This is a genomic window from Pseudomonas sp. Eqa60 (genome assembly GCF_018326405.1).
Taxonomy (GTDB): domain Bacteria; phylum Pseudomonadota; class Gammaproteobacteria; order Pseudomonadales; family Pseudomonadaceae; genus Aquipseudomonas; species Aquipseudomonas protegens.
Map to the genome: position 1 here is coordinate 575,979 of NZ_AP024342.1, position 20,930 is coordinate 596,908.

15 protein-coding genes are annotated in these 20,930 nt (G+C 63.2%); 5 read left to right on the plus strand and 10 right to left on the minus strand.

Translation table 11 applies throughout. The features are described from left to right. Nucleotides 1-72: 72 nt before the first annotated feature. Together KI242_RS02550 and putP are read left to right on the plus strand one after the other, a co-directional pair. Nucleotides 73-330, plus strand: coding sequence for a hypothetical protein (locus KI242_RS02550; protein ID WP_143061824.1), 258 nt, complete (start codon nt 73-75; stop codon nt 328-330). Between the two features lie 124 nt (nt 331-454). Beyond that, complete coding sequence (gene putP, locus KI242_RS02555; RefSeq protein ID WP_011058869.1) at nt 455-1,939, plus strand: sodium/proline symporter PutP; 1,485 nt, start codon at nt 455-457, stop codon at nt 1,937-1,939. Between the two features lie 185 nt (nt 1,940-2,124). On the opposite strand, the gene KI242_RS02560 is transcribed toward putP, so the two are convergent. The 6 genes from KI242_RS02560 to KI242_RS02585 form a co-directional block, all read right to left on the minus strand. Then, on the minus strand, nt 2,125-2,619 hold the full coding sequence (locus tag KI242_RS02560) for a DUF2165 domain-containing protein (protein WP_011058870.1): 495 nt from the start codon (nt 2,617-2,619) through the stop codon (nt 2,125-2,127). Nucleotides 2,620-2,727: 108 nt separating this feature from the next. Beyond that, nucleotides 2,728-3,999, minus strand: coding sequence for an aminotransferase class V-fold PLP-dependent enzyme (locus KI242_RS02565; protein WP_019093026.1), 1,272 nt, complete (start codon nt 3,997-3,999; stop codon nt 2,728-2,730). Nucleotides 4,000-4,221: 222 nt separating this feature from the next. Further along, nucleotides 4,222-5,646, minus strand: coding sequence for a glycerol kinase (locus KI242_RS02570; RefSeq protein ID WP_212805882.1), 1,425 nt, complete (start codon nt 5,644-5,646; stop codon nt 4,222-4,224). Nucleotides 5,647-5,648: 2 nt separating this feature from the next. Beyond that, the gene (locus KI242_RS02575) at nt 5,649-6,905 is read right to left on the minus strand and encodes an FAD-dependent oxidoreductase (RefSeq protein WP_065364861.1); all 1,257 of its coding nucleotides are present in this window, start codon (nt 6,903-6,905) and stop codon (nt 5,649-5,651) included. Next, nucleotides 6,892-8,298: an NAD(P)/FAD-dependent oxidoreductase gene (locus tag KI242_RS02580; RefSeq protein WP_212805883.1), complete on the minus strand. Its 1,407-nt coding sequence runs from the start codon at nt 8,296-8,298 to the stop codon at nt 6,892-6,894. Before KI242_RS02580 ends, KI242_RS02575 begins: the two co-directional genes overlap by 14 nt. A 157-nt stretch (nt 8,299-8,455) precedes the next feature. After that, nucleotides 8,456-9,220 (minus strand): DeoR/GlpR family DNA-binding transcription regulator, encoded by a 765-nt coding sequence (locus KI242_RS02585; RefSeq protein WP_011058875.1) that lies wholly within the window; start codon nt 9,218-9,220, stop codon nt 8,456-8,458. A 382-nt stretch (nt 9,221-9,602) separates the two neighbouring features. Here KI242_RS02585 and eutH point away from each other — a divergent pair, with 382 nt between their 5' ends. The 3 genes from eutH to rlmJ all read left to right on the plus strand — a co-directional run bounded on the left by eutH (nt 9,603) and on the right by rlmJ (nt 12,171). Then, complete coding sequence (gene eutH, locus KI242_RS02590; RefSeq protein ID WP_011058876.1) at nt 9,603-10,838, plus strand: ethanolamine utilization protein EutH; 1,236 nt, start codon at nt 9,603-9,605, stop codon at nt 10,836-10,838. A 36-nt stretch (nt 10,839-10,874) separates the two neighbouring features. Next, complete coding sequence (locus KI242_RS02595) at nt 10,875-11,231, plus strand: DUF1937 family protein (protein WP_011058877.1); 357 nt, start codon at nt 10,875-10,877, stop codon at nt 11,229-11,231. 103 nt (nt 11,232-11,334) lie between these two features. After that, nucleotides 11,335-12,171, plus strand: a complete 837-nt coding sequence (gene rlmJ, locus KI242_RS02600) for a 23S rRNA (adenine(2030)-N(6))-methyltransferase RlmJ (RefSeq protein WP_041115394.1) — start codon at nt 11,335-11,337, stop codon at nt 12,169-12,171. A 62-nt stretch (nt 12,172-12,233) separates the two neighbouring features. On the opposite strand, the gene msrA is transcribed toward rlmJ, so the two are convergent. From msrA to aceE, 4 genes are all read right to left on the minus strand, one after another. Then, complete coding sequence (msrA, locus tag KI242_RS02605; protein WP_041115396.1) at nt 12,234-12,884, minus strand: peptide-methionine (S)-S-oxide reductase MsrA; 651 nt, start codon at nt 12,882-12,884, stop codon at nt 12,234-12,236. 73 nt (nt 12,885-12,957) lie between these two features. Further along, the gene (locus KI242_RS02610) at nt 12,958-15,651 is read right to left on the minus strand and encodes a GGDEF and EAL domain-containing protein (RefSeq protein WP_041115398.1); all 2,694 of its coding nucleotides are present in this window, start codon (nt 15,649-15,651) and stop codon (nt 12,958-12,960) included. 311 nt (nt 15,652-15,962) lie between these two features. After that, on the minus strand, nt 15,963-17,912 hold the full coding sequence (gene aceF, locus KI242_RS02615) for a dihydrolipoyllysine-residue acetyltransferase (RefSeq protein WP_123431204.1): 1,950 nt from the start codon (nt 17,910-17,912) through the stop codon (nt 15,963-15,965). An 11-nt stretch (nt 17,913-17,923) separates the two neighbouring features. Further along, a complete protein-coding gene (gene aceE, locus KI242_RS02620; RefSeq protein ID WP_011058882.1) occupies nt 17,924-20,569 on the minus strand; it encodes a pyruvate dehydrogenase (acetyl-transferring), homodimeric type in 2,646 nt (881 codons plus the stop codon). Between the last annotated feature and the right edge of the window lie 361 nt (nt 20,570-20,930).

Consider the following 20,930-nt stretch of genomic DNA (forward strand, 5'->3'; position numbering starts at 1 on the left):
CTCATGTTTGCCACGCACGTGTGGCATCAGCTGGCGGCAAGATTATCCGTGCACTGCAATAGGTGCAACCGGGTGCAACCCATTTTTAGCTGGAAAAAGAAGCAGCTTGTCAGGAATAAAATTCCTGCACGGAGTGGCTTGCCTCCTACTGGTGCCTTTACTTCTGAAAACGCCATTTTTTGCTCCAAAAAGGAGCAAAAGCGTCGTCAACGACCAGTTTTTAGACAAGGTGCAACTGATTCGGCGCAAATTGGTTGCACCTTGTTCGTCTTGTTGCATAGGATTCGCGGCCAAGGTGCAACCGTCCTGCAGGACTGGTTCATCGGCTGATGGCTTTCCTGGGGAAACATCAGTCATAAATGCGCGGCCCGCCTGATCGTCTCCCAAGCGTCATCGTTTGGCGGCGGGGGGCAGTGGCCGCCGCACCATAAAAACAAAGCCAGGGCGTAACTCAATGAGTGCAAGCAATCCAACCTTGATCACCTTCGTGATCTACATCGCGGCAATGGTGCTGATCGGCTTCATGGCCTATCGCTCCACCAACAACCTTTCCGACTACATTCTTGGCGGCCGCAGCCTCGGCAGCGTGGTCACCGCGCTTTCCGCCGGTGCTTCCGACATGAGTGGCTGGCTGCTGATGGGCCTGCCGGGTGCCATCTACATGTCCGGTCTTTCGGAAAGCTGGATCGCCATCGGCCTGATCGTCGGTGCCTACCTCAACTGGCTGTTCGTGGCCGGCCGCCTGCGGGTGCAGACCGAACACAACGGTGACGCGCTGACCCTGCCGGACTACTTCTCCAGCCGCTTTGAAGACAAGAGCGGCCTGCTGCGGATCATCTCTGCGGTGGTGATCCTGGTGTTCTTCACCATCTATTGCGCCTCCGGCATCGTCGCCGGTGCCCGCCTGTTCGAAAGCACTTTCGGCATGCCCTACGAGACAGCGCTGTGGGCCGGTGCGGCGGCAACCATTGCCTACACCTTTGTGGGTGGTTTCCTGGCAGTGAGCTGGACCGATACCGTCCAGGCCACGCTGATGATCTTCGCTCTGATCCTGACGCCGATCATCGTGCTGCTGGCGACCGGTGGCGTGGACACCACCTTCCTGGCCATCGAAGCCAAGGACCCGACCAACTTCGACATGCTCAAGAACACCACCTTCATCGGCGTCATCTCGCTGATGGGCTGGGGCCTGGGCTACTTCGGTCAGCCGCATATCCTGGCGCGCTTCATGGCCGCCGATTCGGTGAAGTCGATCGCCAAGGCCCGTCGCATCTCCATGACCTGGATGATCCTGTGCCTGGGCGGCACCGTGGCGGTGGGCTTCTTCGGTATCGCCTATTTCTCGGCGCACCCTGAGGTGGCCGGCCCTGTGACCGAAAACCCTGAGCGGGTGTTCATCGAACTGGCCAAGCTGCTGTTCAACCCGTGGATCGCGGGTGTGCTGCTGTCGGCCATCCTGGCGGCAGTCATGAGTACCCTGAGCTGCCAGCTGCTGGTGTGCTCCAGTGCCCTGACCGAAGACTTCTACAAAGCCTTCCTGCGCAAGCACGCTTCCCAGCTGGAACTGGTGTGGGTCGGCCGCGCCATGGTGCTGGTGGTGGCGCTGATCGCCATTGCCATGGCCGCCAACCCGGAAAACCGCGTGCTGGGCCTGGTGAGCTATGCCTGGGCCGGGTTCGGCGCGGCCTTCGGCCCCGTGGTACTGATTTCGGTGATCTGGAAAGGCATGACCCGTGACGGCGCGCTGGCCGGCATCATCGTCGGTGCCGTCACCGTGATCCTGTGGAAGCATTTCGCTCTGCTGGGCCTGTACGAAATCATCCCGGGCTTCATCTTCGCCAGCCTGGCGATCCTGCTGGTGAGCAAGATGGGCACGCCGAGCGCCGGCATGGTCCAGCGCTTCGAAGCGGCCGAGAAGGATTTCAAGCTCAACCACTGAGTGCGCAAATCCTGCCCTGATTCCCCGGGGCGCTGAAGAACGGCCTGCTGCGTCACCGCAGCGGGCCGTTTTTTTTTGCGTCCCGTAGCCGCTGCCGCAGGCTGTTAACGAGGGGCGCTCGGAGGGACCGCAAGGCCCTGCAGGCCTTTGCGCAGCCTCGCCATGGCTCGGCTGCGGCTACAGGGTCAGTGCAGCTCGGTGTCGGGCTGGTTGAGGAATATCAGTACGCCCAGGATCGCCATGTAGAACTTGAAGGCCGCGTCCTGGCCGTTCCAGGCCTTGGACTGCCACATCATGAACCACTCGCCGCCGACCACCATGAAACCAAAGAACCAGACGCAAAAGCCCAGGCAGAAGCCGGCAATGGCCCAGCGCTTGGCACGGTTGAAGTCGCTGGCGACACCGTGCCGGGCCAGCCACAGGCGCAGGGCGCCAAACACCAGCAGCGCGCCGGTCAGGGCTTCGCCGGCGATGATCAGCCAGTAACCGGCATTCCACAGCAGCGGCAAGGTCAGGGCGCGGTCGGTGGCGCTGTTGCCGGGGAAGACGCTGTCCATGCTCAGCACGTGCTGGACAAAGGCGAAGTTGGAACCGTAGTCGCTGATGTTGTTGTAGGCCACCAGCAGGGCGAAAGCCGCCACTGCCAGGGTCATGGTGATCTTGACGTAACGCACAATCATGTCGGGTTCCTTTGCGGGTGATCAAGGGTCCTGGGGGCTGGAGAGGGGAGAGGCGTGGGTGCCAACGCGCTAGGCAATGGCCCTGGCGCAGAACGCCAGGGCCGGGGATCAGGCTTGTTGCAGTGCCTGGTCCAGGTCTTCGAGCAGGTCTTCGATGGCCTCGATGCCCACCGAGAGACGGATCATCTCCGGCTTGACCCCGGCCTTGGCCTGCTCTTCTTCGTTCATCTGCCGGTGGGTGGTGGACGCCGGGTGGCAAGCCAGGGACTTGGCGTCGCCGATGTTCACCAGGCGCTTGAAGATCTGCAGCGCATCGTAGAAGCGCACGCCCGCGGCATAGCCGCCCTTGAGGCCGAAGGAGAGGATCGCCGACGGCTTGCCCTGCATGTATTTGCGCGCCAGTTCATGGTGCGGGTGGTCGGGCAGGCCGGCGTAGCTGACCCAGGCCACCAGCGGGTGGGCCTTGAGGAACTGCGCCACCTTGAGGGCGTTGTCGGTGTGGCGTTCCATGCGCAGGGCCAGGGTTTCCAGGCCTTGCAGCAACAGGAAGGCGTTCATCGGCGCCAATGCTGCGCCGGTGTTGCGCAGCGGCACGGTGCGGGCCCGGGCGATAAAGGCGGCGGGGCCGAACTTCTCGGTGTAGACCACGCCGTGGTAGGCCGGCTCCGGGGTGTTGAGGCTGGCGAACTTCTGCGGGTGGTCGGCCCAGGGGAAGTTGCCGCTGTCGACGATCACCCCGCCCAGGGAGTTGCCGTGGCCGCCGACGTACTTGGTCACCGAGTGCACCACGATGTCGGCGCCGAACTGGATCGGCTTGCACAGGATCGGCGTGGCCACGGTGTTGTCCACCATCAGTGGCACGTTACGGGCGTGGGCGGCCTGGGCCAGGCCCTCGATATCGACGATGTTGCCCGCGGGGTTGCCGATGCTCTCGCAGTACACCAGCTTGGTCTTGTCGTCGATCAGCTCGGCAATGGCCTCGGGGGAGTCGTCCCGGGCGAAACGCACTTCGACCCCGAAGCTGGGCAGCAGGTGGGCGAACAGGGTGTAGGTGCCGCCGTACAGCTGGGGCGTGGAGACGATATTGTCCCCGGCCTGGGTCAGGGTCTGGATCGCGTAGTGGATGGCGGCACTGCCGGCGGCCACCGCCAGCCCGGCGATCCCGCCTTCCAGGGCGGCCATGCGCTGTTCCAGCACATCGTTGGTGGGGTTCATGATGCGGGTGTAGATGTTGCCGGGCACATCGAGGTTGAACAGGTCGGCGCCGTGCTGGGCGTTGTCGAATTCGAAGGCGACGTTCTGGTAGATGGGCACGGCCACGGCCTTGGTGGTCGGGTCCGACTTGAATCCATGGTGTAGCGCAATCGTTGCGTCTTTCATAAATCCTCGACTCAGTAGCAATCCTTTAATGAGTGCAGCAGGCAGGGTGGGTGCCCGCGCAGCAGTCAGTGGTCCCGTGTGTCTGAGTCGCCAGCAACCGCTTGATGTACCTGCCGCTTGGCCGCAGGCAGGCGCGCCAGTGTCCAACAGGCGCGGCGGATGGGCAAGGGGGCGCGCAGGCGTGCAGGGACAGGGGCGGCCGTCCTTGGCCGCTGTAGCGTTTCAGCGGGGTTGGGACCAACCTTGGGAGCGCTTGACGGCGCCACTGAAGGTGCTGCGCCAGGCGTCTGCCGTGGCCCGGTCGATACGTGGCCGGTAGTGGGTACGGGTGTTGTCCAGCTCTGGTAACTCCAGCCCCAGGCCGCGGGCGGCGAGGGCGGCGCAGCCCAGGGCGGTGAGTTCGTCGAAGCGCTGGGTGACGATGGTGCGTTGCAGGATATCGGCCAGGAACTGGGCGAAATACGGGCTGCGGGCCAGCCCGCCGTCGATCGATAGCTGGTCGGTGACGCTGAGGTGGTCGTCCATCGCCGTGATCACTTCGGCGCTGCGCAGGGCCACGCCTTCCAATACCGCCTGGCACAGGTCCTGGCGAGTGGTGGCGGCGTTCATGCCGATCCACACCGCCCCGGCACTGCGGTCCCAGTGCGGGCAGGCAAGTCCGGACAAGGCCGGGACAAACGCCAGCTCGCGGGAAATCGCCGGTGGCTGATCGAAGGCTGCCAATTCCGAGAAATCACTGAACAGGCCCAGGCGCCCGGCCCATTCCACTGCGGCGCTAGCGTCGTACACGCCACCGTCCATGGCATACACCGGTTTGCCGTCGGCCTGCCAGGCGACGGTGGCCAGCAGGCCTTTCTCCGGAGCGCGAATGATCTGTTCGCCTGTGACTGTCAGGGCGAAGGCGCCGGTGCCGAAGGTGATCTTGGCGTCCCCCGGCTCCCGGCAGCCGTGACCGTACAGCGAGGCTTGCTGGTCGACCACCGAGGCGCTGATGGGGGTCTGGCCGATGCGTCCGAAGTCGCCGACCGTGGCGCGGATTTCCGGCAGGGCCTGCATGGGCACGCCGAACAGCTGGCACAGCTGCGGGTCCCACTGGCCGGTGGCGAGATTCATCAGCGAGGTGCGCGAGGCGGTGGTGATGTCAGTGGCGTAGACCCCTGTCAGGCGATCGAGAAAGTAGGCATCGGTGGTGCCCAGGCGCAGGCGGCCGGCACTCAGGGCGGCCTGTGCCGCCGGCAGGTTGTCGACGATCCAGGCCAGCTTGCTGGCGGAGAAGTAGGCATCCAGGGGCAGCCCGGCCCGCTCCAGGGTCAGGGCTTCGGCGCCGCTGGCGCGCAGTTCTTCGATGCGCGCGGTGCTGCGGTTGTCCTGCCAGACGATCACCGGCGACAGCGGCGCGCCACTGACGGCGTCCCAGGCCAGGCAGCTTTCACCCTGGTTGGCCAGGCCGATGGCGTCGACCCGGCCGGTGGCTTCCAGGCAGCGTTGCAGGTTGGCCAGCAGCTCCAGCGGGTCGTGTTCGACCCAGCCTGGGCGCGGGTGATGCTGCTGGTGGCGCAGCGCCAGTTGGATATCGGCACGGCCTTGCATGTCCACGACCAGTACGCGGGTGCTGGTGGTGCCCTGGTCAAGTGCGGCTATTCGCATGGTCATTTCTCTTGTTGTGGGACGGCCTGGTCGATGCAGATGTCCAGTTGGTCGAAATGTTCCGGCAGGTGCAGGTCCTTGATGGGGATCAGCAGGCGCCGTTCCGGCAGTGCCGAGACCGGTCGGCTCCAGAGCTCCAGGCCCTGGGCGCGGACCCGCAGAGTGCCACTGACCGCCTGGCTGACCCGCAACTGGATGTGCGCCAGGCCCGCCAGTTCGCCACGCACCAGGCGGCCTGGCACGCCGAGCTTGATCGGGGCGGCGTACTTCAGGGTCAGGGCGTCATTGGCATCGGGTAGCTGGCCGCTCAGGGCCAGGGCCATCAGGCTGCCGATGCGCCGCCCTTCGCGGTAGGACCAGCCGGCCGTCTCGATCGGCCGCAGCAGGTTGCCGGCGGCAAAGTAGGCCGGGTCCGAACAGCGGCCGTACTGGTCGATCTTCGGGCCGCCGCTGCCATTGTCCAGTTGCAGGTGGCTCAGGCGCACCAGGCTCGACTCCGGGGTGAACTGGCCGGTGAGCAGCACGCCGTCGCAGGAAATGTCGCGAACCTGGCCGTCGGCCAGGCGCACCCGAGCCGACTCCACCCGGCCACACCCATTGATCGCCAGCAGCTCGGCGCCAAAGTGCATGGGGATGCCCAGCAACCTTGGGAACACCGACAGCGGCCAGCGGGCGGTGGCTCGTTTATTGGCTTCCAGCACCGCCACTGGACGGATACCGGCGCGTCGGCAACTGAGCACGGCAGACAGGCTGACCAGTTCGGTGCCGATGATCAGCGGCCGCTCGAAAGGCTTGAGGTGCTGCACATAGAGGAAGTTCTGCAAGGCCCCGGTGTTGATCACCCCCACCGGGCGGTCGCCGGACAGCAGGCGTGCCGAGCGCGGGGTTTCCCGGGCGCCGGTGGCGATCAGCACCTTCTGTGCCTGGATCTGCCGTGGTCCGTCTGGAGTGGCCAGGCGTAACAGGCCGCCGGGTTCCAGGCTGACCACCGTGTGTCGCAGCAGCAGGATCACGCCGGCTTTCAGCGCGGCTTCGACATTGCGCCGGGCATAGGCCGGCCCGCTGAGAAGGCGCTGGTACTCGCGCATGCCGAAGGGCGGGTGGGCACAGTGCCGGGGAATGCCGCCGGCTTCGCTTTCACGTTCGATGACAATCACCGGGCCGATACCCTGGCGCCGCAGTTCGATAGCCGCGGCCAGGCCCGCCGGGCCGCTGCCGATAATGGCCGCTTCGGCCTGAAGAAGTTCAGTGCTGTTCATGGCAACGACCTGTGGCAAGAGGGACGGCCAGTTGGCTGGCGCTGAGTTCGGCGACCTTGGCCGAGCAATAGAAACCCTGGCAGCGGCCCATGCAGGCGCGGGTGCGGCGTTTGAGCCCGCCCAGGTCGCCAGGGGGCAGGGGGCTGTGCAAAGCGCTTTCTATTTCGCGCCGGGTCACCAGTTCGCAATGGCAGACGATTTCGCCATACCCGGGGCGCTGCCAGTCGCGGGGCAAGTGCTCCGCCAGATTGGGCATCTGTGGCCAGACCGGTTCGCGCACCGGCTGGTGCTGGCGGCGCTGGCTGTACAGGCCGTAGACATGCCGGGCAATACCCAGGGCGGCGGTGAGCCCGGTGGAGCGGATGCCGCCGACGGTGATCCAGTGCCGGGCGTGGTCGGCCTGGATCCGGTATTCCTTCTTTTCGCTGGCGGGGCGTAGCCCGGCGTAGGTGGCGGTGACCGGTATCCCGGCGAGGGCGGGAATCCGCTCCACGGCGGCATCGATCAGGCTTTGCAGGGTCGGGCCGTCGAGCCCCGCATGCACGCGGTCCTCCTGCTCTTCGGCCGTGGGGCCCACCAGCAGGTTGCCGTACACCGTGCGGGTCAGGACTATGCCCTTGGTGCGCTCGTTGGGTACCGGCAGGACGATGTGCTCCAGCAGTGTGGCCGCGGCCTTGTCGAAGACCACGAACTGGCCCTTGCGCGGCATGATGCGAAATTCGCTGTGGCCCAGCAGGTTGTGTTCCAGGGTGTCGCCGAACAGCCCGGCGCAGTTGATCACCTGGGAGCTGCGCAGGGTGCCCCGGTTGGTGTGCAGGGTCCAGGCGTCGCCATCGAACTGGCCTTGCTGCACCTCGCATTGCAACTGTACGCGGGCGCCATGGGCCATGGCCTGCTGCAGGTAACCCAGGGGTGCGGACCAGGGGTCGATCAGGTGCTCGTCGGGGACCAGTACCGCGCCCACGGCGTGATTGGCCAGGTGCGGCTCCAGGGCGAGGATCTCGCTGCGTTCCAGCAGGCGTACGTTGTCTACCCCATTGGCCTGGGCCTGGGCGAGGATCCCCGGCAGCCTGGCCTGGTCCTCGGCGTTCCAGGCCACTACCAGCGCGCCACTCTTGAGCAGTGGCAGGTTCATGGCCGAGTGGATTTCCAGGTATTCCTGGTAGCCGGCCTGCATGCACTGCAGTTCCAGGCTGCCACTGGGGGCGTCGAAGCCGGTGTGCAGGATGGCGCTGTTGGCCTTGCTGGCGCCGGAGAGAATGTCACTGCCCTTTTCCAGCAGCACCACCCGTGCGCCTTCGAGGGCGAAGCGCCGGGCCATGGCGCAACCGACGACCCCGCCACCGACGATGGCTACGTCGAAAGTCACATTATTCGGATAAAGTTCGGTCATATAAATGCCTGTTTCCTGCGGTAACACCCAAGGATCTGTGCAGGAATCAAAGCATAATGCGGGCCATGATTGTTGTTTTTGTTTTATATTCGGTCATATATCGGTCATTTGGTTGTGGTTTTCGGTGATGGCCATCGCCTGTGGTAACGGCCCTCGTTCAGGGCTGTGGCACCAGATGCACCTCCACGCCGGCTTTCTCCAGGGCCGCCAGCAGCTCCGGGCCGGGCTGGCGGTCGATCACCAGGCGGTCTATGCGCTCCAGCGGGAACACCTTGAACAGGCCGCGGCGTTCCAGCTTCGAAGAGTCGGCGATCACCGTCAGCTGGCGGGCCTGGGCAATCATGGCGCGGGCCACTTCGGCTTCTTCGATGGAGAAGTCCATGGCGCCGTCTTCATTCAGTGCGCCAATGGTGATTACCGCGTGCTCGGCGTTGAAACGGGTGATTTGCTCCAGGGCCAGGGTGCCGACGTTCTGTGTCGAGTCGGGGCGATATTCACCACCGATCATGAACACCCGATTGCCCGACTCGCCAATGCAGCCGGCAATCGGCAGGGAGTTGGTGATCACCGTCAGGCGGGTGTGCTGCGCCAGTTCCCGGGCGAAGAACAGGGTGGTGGTGCCGGTATCGATGAAGATGCTGTCGCCCGCGCAGAACAGGCCGGCGGCGTAGCGGCCGATGGCGCGCTTCTCCTGGGCGTGTTCGTTCATGCGGGTCTGGAAGGTGTTTTCGTGCTCGCCGGTAGGAGGCAGGGCCGCGCCACCGTGGAACTTGGTGACCAGGCCGCTTTCTGCCAGGTCGCTGAGGTCGCGGCGGATGGTTTCCTGGGACGTGGCAGTGATGCGCGCCAGCTCTTCCACAGAAATCCGCTCCCGTTGCCGCAGGAGTTCGAGAATGTGCTGTCGTCGTTCGTTGGGGCGCATGGTGTTTTCCGTTTAGTGGTACTTCGCCACACAAATGGGCATTTTTTGTTACTTACGCACACTCCTGGTTCAGAAATATGCTGATTCGGTCAAATTCGATGGAAAAGTTAAGCATTTACTTGCACGTTTCACAATGGCCCGCAGTCATGGGGTTGGCGCAGGACCCACGGCAGGTCGGGCCAATGTTGCGAAGATGAATTGACCGAAATATGGTTGTTTTAAAGTAAAAACCACAACTAATACACATTGTGGCACGGGATGTGCCCTGTGTTTCATCACCTGGTTCATCGTTCTCCTTGGCGATGAGTGACCAGAGCTGGCCTCGACAAGAACTTCCCCGGCGGGGGAAACCTATAAATGACGCTCAGAGAGATGAACCCACATGGCTGAATTTGGAAACTACGTCATTTACCTGATCATGCTCGGCGCCGTGATCGGCGCCCTGTCATCCATCATCAAGCCCGAGAGTGGGCTGGGTAAGGAGTTCGTCAACGGTATCCACTCCATCGGCCCGGTGTTCCTGGCCCAGGCCGGGATCATGGTGGCGATTCCCTACCTGTCCCAGGGCATTTCCCACGCCCTGGGGCCGTTTTTCAACGCCCTGGGTTCGGATGTCTCCATCGCGGCGCTGTCGATCATTGCCGTGGACATGGGCGGCTACCAGTTGGCCAACGCCCTGACCGCCAACCGTGACCTGTGGATCACCGCAATGCTGGTGGGCTACACCTCCGGGGCGACCATCGTCTACCTGATCCCGGTGGGCCTGACCATGCTCGAGCGCAAGGACCACAAGTACCTGGCCCTGGGTGCCATGGCCGGGCTGATCAGCATTCCGTTCGCGGTGCTGATGTCGCTGCTGATCATCACCGCTACCCACTTGCCGGTGCGGGACATCGTTTCCACCAACTCCGAGGCGCTGTACTACCTGTCCCTGGGCTTCGTCGACATGCTCAAGCTGCTGGCGCCGTTGTTCGTGTTCTGCTTTCTGCTGGCGGCGGGGCTGCGCTACCGGCCGCAGATGATGGTCAGGGGCTTCCTGGTGTTCGGCAAGATCATGGACGCGGCGATCAAGCTGATCCTGGCCCTGAGCATCGTCGAGCACTTCACCAAGTTCTTCAGCATCAACTTCGGCGGCTGGGGCTTCGACCCGATGTTCGCCGACGAAAAGGAGCTGTTCCGGGCGATCGAGATCGCCGGCTACATCGGCATCATGCTCGCCGGTACCTTCCCCATCTGCTACCTGTTCCAGCGCTACTGCAAGAAGCCCATGGAACTGCTGGGGCGCCATCTGAACCTGTCCAGCACCGGTGCCGCGGGGTTCATCATGGTGTTTGCCAACATCATCGCCACCTTCCACCTGTTCAAGCACATGACCGCCCGCGACAAGGTGCTGTGCGTGGCCCTGGGGGTCTGCGCCCAGGCACTGATCGGCGACCACCTGGCGTTCACTGCGAACTTCCAGCCAAGCCTGATCCTGCCGATTCTGCTCGGCAAACTGTTCGGCGGCCTGCTGGCGGTGGCGATCGCCATCCGCATCTCGGTGCCAGCCGCCCAGCGCTATGAGCTGCAAGAGCAGGAACAGGCGGCCGCCTTTGCCCTGCAACCTGCGCGGGCCTGACGGCCCGCATCACCTATCACTGAAATCGAGGTAACGATGCGCAAGATTTTCCTGGCCTGCCCCTACAGCCATTCCGAGCCGGCCGTCATCAACGAGCGTTTTCTCCAATGCAACCAGGTCGCGGCGCAGATACTGGAAGCCGGCCATGCGGTGTTCAGCCAGGTGAGCATGTCCCACCCGATCAACCTGTGCCTGGCGGGCAAGGACAATGCCGCCATCGGCAAGCTCTGGGCGCCGGTGGATGCGCTGTACATGGCGATGATGGAGGAGCTGATCGTGCTCGACCTGCCGGGCTGGAAGGACAGCGGCGGGATCAAGCGCGAGATCGAGGTGTTCGAAACGTCCGGGCGGCGGGTCAGCCTGTGGTCGCAAGTCAGCCACGAGTTTGTCTGAAACCCTCCCCGTGCCCGTCGTCGCCTGCGCCGGGTACGGCCCGGCTCTGAACTGACGACAGCCTGCGCACAGGGTAAACTTGCCCCCCTGCGCAGGAGCAACCATGAACTATCGTCACGCCTTCCACGCCGGCAATCACGCCGACGTCTTCAAACACCTGACCCTGACCCGCCTCATCGCCCTGATGTCGCGCAAGGAGCAGCCGTTCGCCTACCTCGACAGCCACGCCGGTATCGGCCTGTATGACCTCAAGGGCGACCAGGCCACGCGCACCGGCGAGTACCTGGAAGGCATCGCCCGCCTGTGGGGCGACGAGGACCTGCCGGCGCTGACCGCCGATTACATGCAGGTGCTGCGCAAGATGAACCCCGATGGCGAGTTGCGTTACTACCCGGGCTCGCCGGAACTGGCTCGGCGCCTGACCCGTTCCCAGGATCGGGTGCTGCTCAACGAGAAACACCCGGAAGACGGCCTGCTGCTCAAGGACAACATGAAGGGTGACCGGCGGGTAGCGGTGCACCTGGGCGAGGGCTGGCACGTGGCCCGGGCCCTGCTGCCGGTGGCGGAAAAACGCGCGGTGATGCTCATCGACCCGCCTTTCGAGCAACTGGACGAGATGCAGCGCTGTGCGGCATCGCTGAAGGAAGCCATTGGCCGCATGCGCCAGACCGTGGCGGCCATCTGGTACCCGGTCAAGGACCAGCGCGCCCTGCGACGCTTCTACCAGGACCTGGCCGGTACCGGTGCGCCGAAGCTGCTGCGGGTGGAGTTGCTGGTGCATCCGCTGGACACGCCCAACAGCCTCAACGGCTCGGGCCTGGCGATCGCCAACCCGCCTTGGGGCCTGGAAGAGGAATTGCGCGAGTTGCTGCCCTGGCTGTCGAAGAAGCTCGGCCAGACCCAGGGCGGCTGGCAGATGGACTGGTTGATCGCAGAGTAAAGGGTCGCTGGCCAGCCAGCTCCTGCGCAAGGTTGCAGGAGCCGGCTGGCCGGCCCAAGGACTCAGATCGGGCAGGTCACGCCGGTGCCGCCGATCCCGCAATAGCCTTCAGGGTTCTTCGCCAGGTACTGCTGGTGGTAAGCCTCGGCGAAGTACACGGTCGGCGCTTCTTCGATTTCCGTGGTGATGGTGCCCAGGCCGGCCTTGGTCAGCTCCGCCTGGAACACGTCCCTGCTGTGCAGCGCCTGCTCCAGCTGGGTCGGATTGGTGGCGTAGATCACCGAGCGGTACTGGGTGCCGATATCATTGCCCTGGCGCATGCCCTGGGTCGGGTTGTGCAGCTCCCAGAACATTGCCAGCAGTTCTTTGTAGCTGACCTTGGCCTTGTCATACACCACGAGCACCACTTCGGTGTGGCCGGTTAAGCCCGAGCAGACCTCTTCATAGGTCGGGTTCGGGGTGAAGCCGCCGGCGTAACCGACCACGGTGCTGACCACGCCCTCGCGCTGCCAGAAGCGGCGTTCGGCGCCCCAGAAACAGCCCAGGCCGAAGATCGCGAAGTCGACGTCCTGGAAGAACGGGCCAAGCAGCGGGGTGTCTTCGAAGACAAAGTGCTTTTCAGGCAGAGTCATCGGGGTTTCGCGGCCAGGCAGAGCTTGTTCTTTGGTCGGTAGCACGTTTTTGTTCACCAGAATTTCCGAGCGCAGAACCATGATCAGTCCTCTCAGTCAGGGTGGGATCGAGTAATTAATCAGACACGCAGTTTGCCCGAGTGTTACAGCGCTGTCAGGCAATCGGGCCACGAGGATAACGCTTGAGCTTGGCAATTAGCTCGGAGCCGGGAATCGGCCGGTCGAACAGGTAGCCCTGGCCCACGTCGCAGCGGTGGCGGCGCAGGAAGGCCAGTTGCTCGGCGGTCTCGATGCCTTCGGCGACCACCTTGATCTTCAGGTTGTGGGCCATGGCGATCACCGCGGAGGTGATTTCCATGTCGTCCTGGTTGTCGGGGATCTCGTGGATGAAGCTGCGATCGATCTTGATGATATCGATGGGGAATTTCTTCAGGTAACTCAGGGACGAATAGCCGGTGCCGAAGTCGTCCATGGCCAGGGTCAGGCCGAGTTTTTTCAGTTGTTCCAGCTGCTGGTGGGTGTCGTCGGTGGCTTCCAGCAGCAGGCCCTCTGTTAGCTCAAGCTCCAGCAGCGAGGAGGGCAGCTGTTCTTCCTTGAGGATGCTGGCGATGGAGGCCACTAGGTCCGGGTCGGAAAACTGCTTGGGCGACAGGTTGATGGCCACGTGCAGGTTGCCCATGCCGGCGGCGGTCAGTTGCTTGCTCATGCGGCAGGCCTGGCGGGCGATCCACTTGCCGATGGGGATGATCAGGCCGGTTTCTTCCGCCACGCTGATGAACTGGTCGGGGCGGATCATGCCCTTTTCCGGATGGTTCCAGCGCAGCAGCGCCTCCATGCCGAGCAGGCGGCCGCTGCGCAGGCACAGCTTGGGCTGGTAGAACACGTCCAGCTCGTTCTGGGTCAGGGCGCGGCGCAGGTTGTTCTCGACGAACAGTTTGTAGCTGGCCTCGGCGTTCAGCGCCTCGGTGAACACCTGCACCTGGTGCTTGCCGTTGGCCTTGGCCTTGTGCAGGGCCAGGCCGGCGTTGCGCATCAGGGTCTGCGGGTCACGGCCGTGCAGCGGCGCACTGGCCAGGCCCACGGAGCCGGTGACGCTGATCAACTGGTTGTCGACGAACATCGGCTTGTCCAGGGTCATCAGCAACTGGCTGGCGATCTGTTGCCCGGTTTCCAGGTCGGTGTTGTCCAGCAGCACGGCGAATTCGTTGCTGGCGAAGCGCGCCAGGCTGCCGCTGGGGCTCAGGCTGTTGCGCAGGCGCCGGGCCAGGCTGATCAGCAGTTTGTCGCCGGTCTGGTGGCCGAGGCTGTCGTTGATCCGCTTGAAATTGTCGATGTCCACCAGCAGCAGGCTGATCGGGGTATCGCTGTCTCGGGCAAAGCGTTCATCGAGGTTGCGGATGAAGGCGGGGCGGTTGCCCAGGTTGGTCAGGTTGTCGGTGTAGGCCAGGCGCTCGATGCGCTGCTGGGCGAGCTTGGTCTGGGTGATGTCTTCATAGATGCCGATGTAGTGGGTCAGCTCGCGGTTGTCGCCATACACCTTGGAGATCGACAGCTGGCCCCAGTAAGGCTCCAGGTTCTTGCGCCGGCTCTTGAACTCGCCCTGCCAGCTGTTGCTCTTGGCCAGGCTGGACGGAGCGTCGAACAGCAGCTCGCTGAGGTTTTCCAGGGCCGGCAGTTCGGACAGGCGGTGGCCATGGACCTCTTCGGTGCTGTATTGGGTGATCGCCGTGAAGCTGGGGTTGACGTACTCCACCACGCCGTCGCAATTGACCAGCAGGAAGGCGTTGGCGCTCTGTTCCACGGCGCGCTGGAACAGGTGCAGGGCGCTGGTGGCGGCCCGCCGGTTGTGATTGTTGATGACCTGGGCGAACTGGTCTGCCAGTTCGCCGGCGAAGGCGATCTCGTCGGACTGCCAGGCCCGGGTCATGCCGGTCTGTTCCAGGCACAGCACGCCGACCACCTGGCCGTCGATGCGGATGCTGGCGTCGAGCATGGCGTTGACGTCCCGCGGGCGCAGGCTCTCGGCCATCTCCCGGGTTCGCGGGTCGCGCATGGCGTTCTGCGCGTCGATGGCGCGGCAGCTGTGCAGGGCTTCCAGGTAGTCGGGAAAGCTGCTGGCGTCGATGGGCTCCGGCATGCGGTATTCCTGGGGGCCGCGGTGATAGGCGGCAATCGGCACCAGTTGCTGGTCTTCCAGGTTCCAGATGCTGGCGCAGTCGATCTGGTAGATGTCGCAGGCGCTGCGGGTAATCAGTTCGGCAGCTTCCTTCAACGAATTGCCGGTGCTGTAGCGCTGGCGGGTCAGGAGCAGGATCAAATCCTGCTGCGCACGCACCCGTTCCAGGTGCTGCAATTGCTCCTGCTGGGCCCGCTGGTTGAGTTCCAGGGCGATCTGCAGGCGGGTGTTCTGGGTTTCCAGATCCAGTGCCGGCAGCGCCGAAGCATCGCTGAACAGCCCTTCGACCACCAACAGGTAGCCGCGCAGCAGGTGCCGGTTGTGCTGTTTGTAGGCTTCGCCCAGCTCGAGGATGCTCAAGGGCCCCTGGGCGGTGTGCAGGGTATAGCGGATCAGGTAATGAGAGCTGTTGCTCAGTTGCTGCTGGATGGTGTCGTGCAACTGATAGCGGGCTTCGGGCTCCATCAGGCTGGCATAGGGCGAGCCGACCAGGGCGCAGAGTTCGACGGCGGGCAGGCCGAACTGGCGTTCGCAATTGGGATCGAGAAACAGCAGCGCCCAGCTCGCTTCATTCAGCCGTTCGAAACGCAACATGCCGAGCCGCGAGGGCACAGGCAACTGCGTCACTACCTCGGCCGCCATACGGCTGGCGGCATCGGGTTGGCTTTTCATGGGGAAACTCGCTTCGAAATTGCTGATCGCGCCGGGCTCACGCCCTCTTTACTGTTGCCTGCGGCAAGGTTGCATCATGGCGCATCGACTGACAAGTAAGATGAAGGCTAAGTGCTATAAACCTGTATCGGCAGGCAGAAGGATTTCTGCAAAGTAACTTTTTTGCTGTTTAACGTCGTGCACTGACGGGCAATTGGCGACGTTTTTCTGGCAAAAAAAGCCCCGCCAAATTGACGGGGTTGAGGTACGAGCGTGGCGCTCGGAAAGCGTGCGCTACCGGCCCGCCCATGACAGGAGGGCCGGTACGCGGGTTACAGCAGAATGGTGCGGATGTCTGCCAGCAGGTCGCTCAGGCGCTTGGTGAAGCGTGCGGCGGCCGCGCCGTTGATCACACGGTGATCGTAGGACAGGGACAGTGGCAGCATCAGTTTCGGCTGGAAGGCCTTGCCGTCCCAGACTGGCTGGATGGTGGCCTTGGAAACACCGAGGATCGCCACTTCCGGCGCGTTGACGATCGGCGTGAAACCGGTGCCGCCAATGTGCCCGAGGCTGGAGATGGTGAAGCAGGCGCCTTGCATCTCGTCCGCGGAGAGCTTCTTGGTGCGGGCTTTTTCCGCCAGGGAAGCTGCCTCGGCCGCCAGTTGCAGCAGGCTCTTCTGGTCGACGTTCTTGATCACCGGTACCAGCAGGCCATCCGGAGTGTCCACGGCGAAGCCGATGTTCACGTACTTCTTGCGGATGATCGCCTTGCCGCTTGGCGCCAGGGAGCTGTTGAAGTCCGGCAGTTCCTTGAGCAGGTGGGCACAGGACTTGAGCAGCAGCGGCAGGATGGTCAGCTTGACGCCGGCCTTCTCGGCCACGGCCTTCTGTGCAACGCGGAAAGCTTCCAGCTCGGTGATGTCGGCCGAGTCGAATTGAGTCACGTGTGGCACGTTCAGCCAGCTGCGGTGCAGGTTGGCGGCGCCGGCCTGCATCAGGCGGGTCATCGGCACTTCTTCGATTTCACCGAAGCGGCTGAAGTCCACGACCGGAATCGGCGGGATGCCCGCGCCACCGGTTGCGCCGCCAGCAGCTGGCGCTTCCTTGGCCTTCTGCATCATGGCCTTGACGTAGACCTGCACGTCTTCTTTCAGGATGCGACCGTGCGGGCCGCTGGCGCCGACAGCGCTCAGCTCGACGCCGAATTCACGGGCCAGTTGACGCACAGCCGGGCCGGCGTGAACTTTCGCGCCTGGCTTGGCAGGTGCGGCGGCCGGGGCGGCAGCAGGTGCAGCGGCAGCCGGGGCAGCAGCGGCGGCTGGAGCCGGAGCGCTTGGCGCCGCAGCCGGAGCCGGGGCAGCAGCAGGCGCTGCGCCTTTGACTTTCAGCTTGAGGATCAGATCGCCGGTGCCGACTTCGTCGTCCAGCTTGATGGAAACGCTTTCCACCACGCCAGCGGCAGGCGATGGAATTTCCATGCTCGCCTTGTCGGATTCCAGGGTAATCAGCGACTGGTCGGCTTCAACGCTGTCGCCAGCCTTGACCAGCACTTCGATGATCTTGGCCTTGCCGGCCGAACCGATGTCCGGAACGTGGATGTCCTGAACACTGTCAGCCACTGGAGCAGCCGGGGCTGCTGCAGGAGCAGGCGCAGCGGCAGCGGCCGGAGCAGCAGCCTGGGCCGGAGCGGCAGCAGGAGCCGCAGCACCCGCCACTTCCAGGTCCAGAATCAGGTCACCGGTGCCGACTTCGTCGTTGAGCTTGACGCTGATGGCCTTGACCACGCCAGCGGCAGGCGACGGGATTTCCATGCTTGCCTTGTCGGATTCCAGGGTGATCAGCGATTGATCAGCCTCGACCTTGTCGCCGACCTTGACCTGGATTTCGATGATCTGGGCCTTGCCCGACGAACCGATGTCCGGCACGTGCACTTGCTGAACCGAAGCGGCAGCAGGGGCTGCGGCTGGGGCTGGCGCTGCGGCAGGAGCAGCCGCCGGTTTGGCTTCAGCTTTTGCCGCAGGAGCAGCCGCCGGGGCCGCAGCAGCGGCGCCCTCGACTTCCAGTTCGAGCAGTTCGTCGCCTTCTTTCAGACGGTCGCCCAGCTTCACCTTGAGGCTCTTGATGACGCCGGATTTCGGGGCCGGCACTTCCATGCTGGCCTTGTCCGATTCCAGGGTCAGGATGCTCTGGTCGGCTTCGATACGGTCGCCGACCTTCACAAACAGTTCGATTACTTCACCTTCACCGCTGCCGATGTCAGGTACGCGAATGAGTTCGCTCACAGAAAGTCTCCTCAGCAGTCCAGTGGGTTGCGTTTTTCCGGGTTGATACCGAACTTGGTGATGGCTTCAGCCACGACCTTAGGTTCGATGTCACCACGGTCAGCCAAGGCTTCCAGGGCTGCCAACACCACGAAATGACGGTCTACTTCGAAGAAGTGACGCAGTTTCTTGCGGCTGTCGCTGCGGCCGAAACCGTCGGTGCCCAGGACTTTGAACTCCTTGGATGGGACCCACTGGCGGATCTGTTCGGCGAACAGCTTCATGTAGTCGGTGGAGGCGATGACCGGACCCTTGCGGCCGTTCAGGCACTCTTCGACATAGCTCAGCTTCGGCTTCTGGCCAGGGTGCAGGCGGTTGCTGCGTTCCACGGCCAGGCCGTCGCGGCGCAGTTCGTTGAAGCTGGTCACGCTCCAGACGTCGGCAGCGACGTTGAACTCGTCACGCAGGATCTTCGCGGCTTCGCGAACTTCGCGCAGGATGGTGCCGGAGCCCATCAGTTGCACGTGGTGCGCGGCCTCGCGGGTGTCTTCTTCCAGCAGGTACATGCCCTTGATGATGCCTTCCTCGACACCGGCCGGCATGGCTGGCTGCTGGTAGGACTCGTTCATCACGGTGATGTAGTAGAAGACGTCCTGTTGCTCTTCGGTCATCTTCTTCATGCCGTCCTGGATGATCACCGCCAGCTCGTAGCCGTAGGTCGGATCAAAGGTGCGGCAGTTCGGGATGGTCCCGGCCAGCATGTGGCTGTGACCGTCTTCGTGCTGCAGGCCTTCCCCGTTGAGGGTGGTGCGCCCGGCAGTACCGCCGATCAGGAAGCCGCGGGTACGGCTGTCGCCGGCAGCCCAGGCCAGGTCGCCGATACGCTGGAAGCCGAACATCGAATAGAAGATGTAGAACGGCAGCATTGGCTGGTTGTGGCTGGAGTACGAAGTACCGGCAGCGATGAAGGAGCTCATGGCGCCCGCTTCGTTGATGCCTTCTTCGAGGATCTGGCCCTTCTTGTCTTCGCGGTAGAACATCACCTGGTCTTTATCGACTGGCTCGTAGAGCTGGCCGACGGAGGAGTAGATGCCCAACTGGCGGAACATGCCTTCCATACCGAAGGTACGGGCTTCGTCCGGGATGATCGGCACGATGCGCTGGCCGATTTCCTTGTCCTTGACCAGCTGCGCGAGGATCCGCACGAAGGCCATGGTGGTGGAGATTTCACGGTCGCCCGAGCCGTCGAGGATGGCCTTGAGGGTATCCAGTGGCGGAGTCGGGACGCTGAAGCTCTTGGCGCGACGCTGCGGCACGAAACCGCCCAGTGCGGCACGACGCTCGCTCAGGTAGCGGGCTTCGGCGCTGCCTTCTTCTGGCTTGAAGAACGGCAGGTTCTCAATGTCGTCGTCTTTCACCGGAATGTCGAAACGGTCGCGGAACAGCTTCAGGCTGTCGACGTCGACTTTCTTGGTGTTGTGCGCGGTGTTCTTCGCTTCGCCGGCGCCGGTGCCATAACCCTTGATGGTCTTGGCCAGGATGACGGTCGGCTGCTCTTTGTGGTTGACCGCCTCGTGGTAGGCCGCATAGACCTTGTACGGGTCGTGGCCGCCACGGTTGAGTTTCCAGATCTCGTCGTCGGACAGATCGGCAACCATCGCCTTGAGTTCAGGGGTATTGAAGAAGTGCTCACGGACGAACGCACCGTCCTTGGCCTTGTAGTTCTGGTACTCGCCGTCGATGACTTCGTCCATGCGGCGCTGCAGGATGCCGTCGACGTCCTTGGCCAGCAGTGGGTCCCAGAAACGGCCCCAGACCACCTTGTTGACGTTCCACTGGGCGCCACGGAACACGCCTTCGAGTTCCTGGATGATCTTGCCGTTGCCGCGAACCGGGCCGTCGAGGCGCTGCAGGTTGCAGTTGATGACGAAGATCAGGTTGTCCAGCTTCTCGCGGCCGGCCAGGGAGATCGCGCCCAGGGATTCCGGCTCGTCGCACTCGCCGTCGCCCATGAAGCACCAGACTTTCTGTTTGCCGGCAGGGATGAAGCCACGGGCTTCCAGGTACTTCATGAAGCGCGCCTGGTAGATCGCCTGGATCGGGCCCAGACCCATGGAAACGGTCGGGAACTGCCAGAAGTCAGGCATCAGCCAAGGGTGCGGGTAGGACGACAGGCCATTGCCATCGACTTCCTGGCGGAAGTTGTTCATCTGGTCTTCGGTGATGCGGCCTTCCATGAACGCACGGGCGTAGACGCCTGGCGATGCGTGACCCTGGAAGTAGATCAGGTCGCCGCCGTGTTCGTCGGTCGGGGCCTGGAAGAAGTAGTTGAAGCCGATGTCATACAAGGTGGCGCTGGAGGCGAAGCTGGAGATGTGACCGCCCAGGTCAGAATCTTTCAGGTTCGTACGCATGACCATGGCCAACGCGTTCCAACGTACCAGCGAGCGAATGCGGCGTTCCATGAACAGGTCGCCAGGCATGCGTGCTTCGTGGGTGACGGGAATCGTGTTGCGGTACGGCGTGGTGATGGCGTAGGGCAGTTGCGAGCCGCTGCGGGTCGCGAGTTCGCCCATACGGGTCATCAGATAGTGAGCACGGTCTTCGCCTTCTTTGTCGAGAACCGATTCCAGGGCGTCCAGCCATTCCTGGGTTTCGACGGGATCGAGGTCTTGCATGGCTTGCTCCAGGGCGGAAAGGCTTCCAGAATCGGTTGCCTGAGTTTGCGACTGGCCTTTTGGGCAGACGATTATAAATTCTTGGATTGCCGGAGGTTGATCCAGCGGCGTGTAGTTTTACTACAAATCGTCGGCCATTTCAGCCTTTCGAATGTATATACGAGTAGTAAAACTACAGAAGAGCGGCTTGTGGCCTCCTGCTGCGTTGTGAGAATAATCGTTACTGTTGGTCGATGACTAACGGGAATAGGTAATAAATTAATGCCGGCTGCTAAAAAAAACCTATTTTCAGCTATTTCTAACTTTTGTTCGACAGTCCATCAGGCGGCCTGCCCGCGACATCCGTCCCCGCCCGCATTTT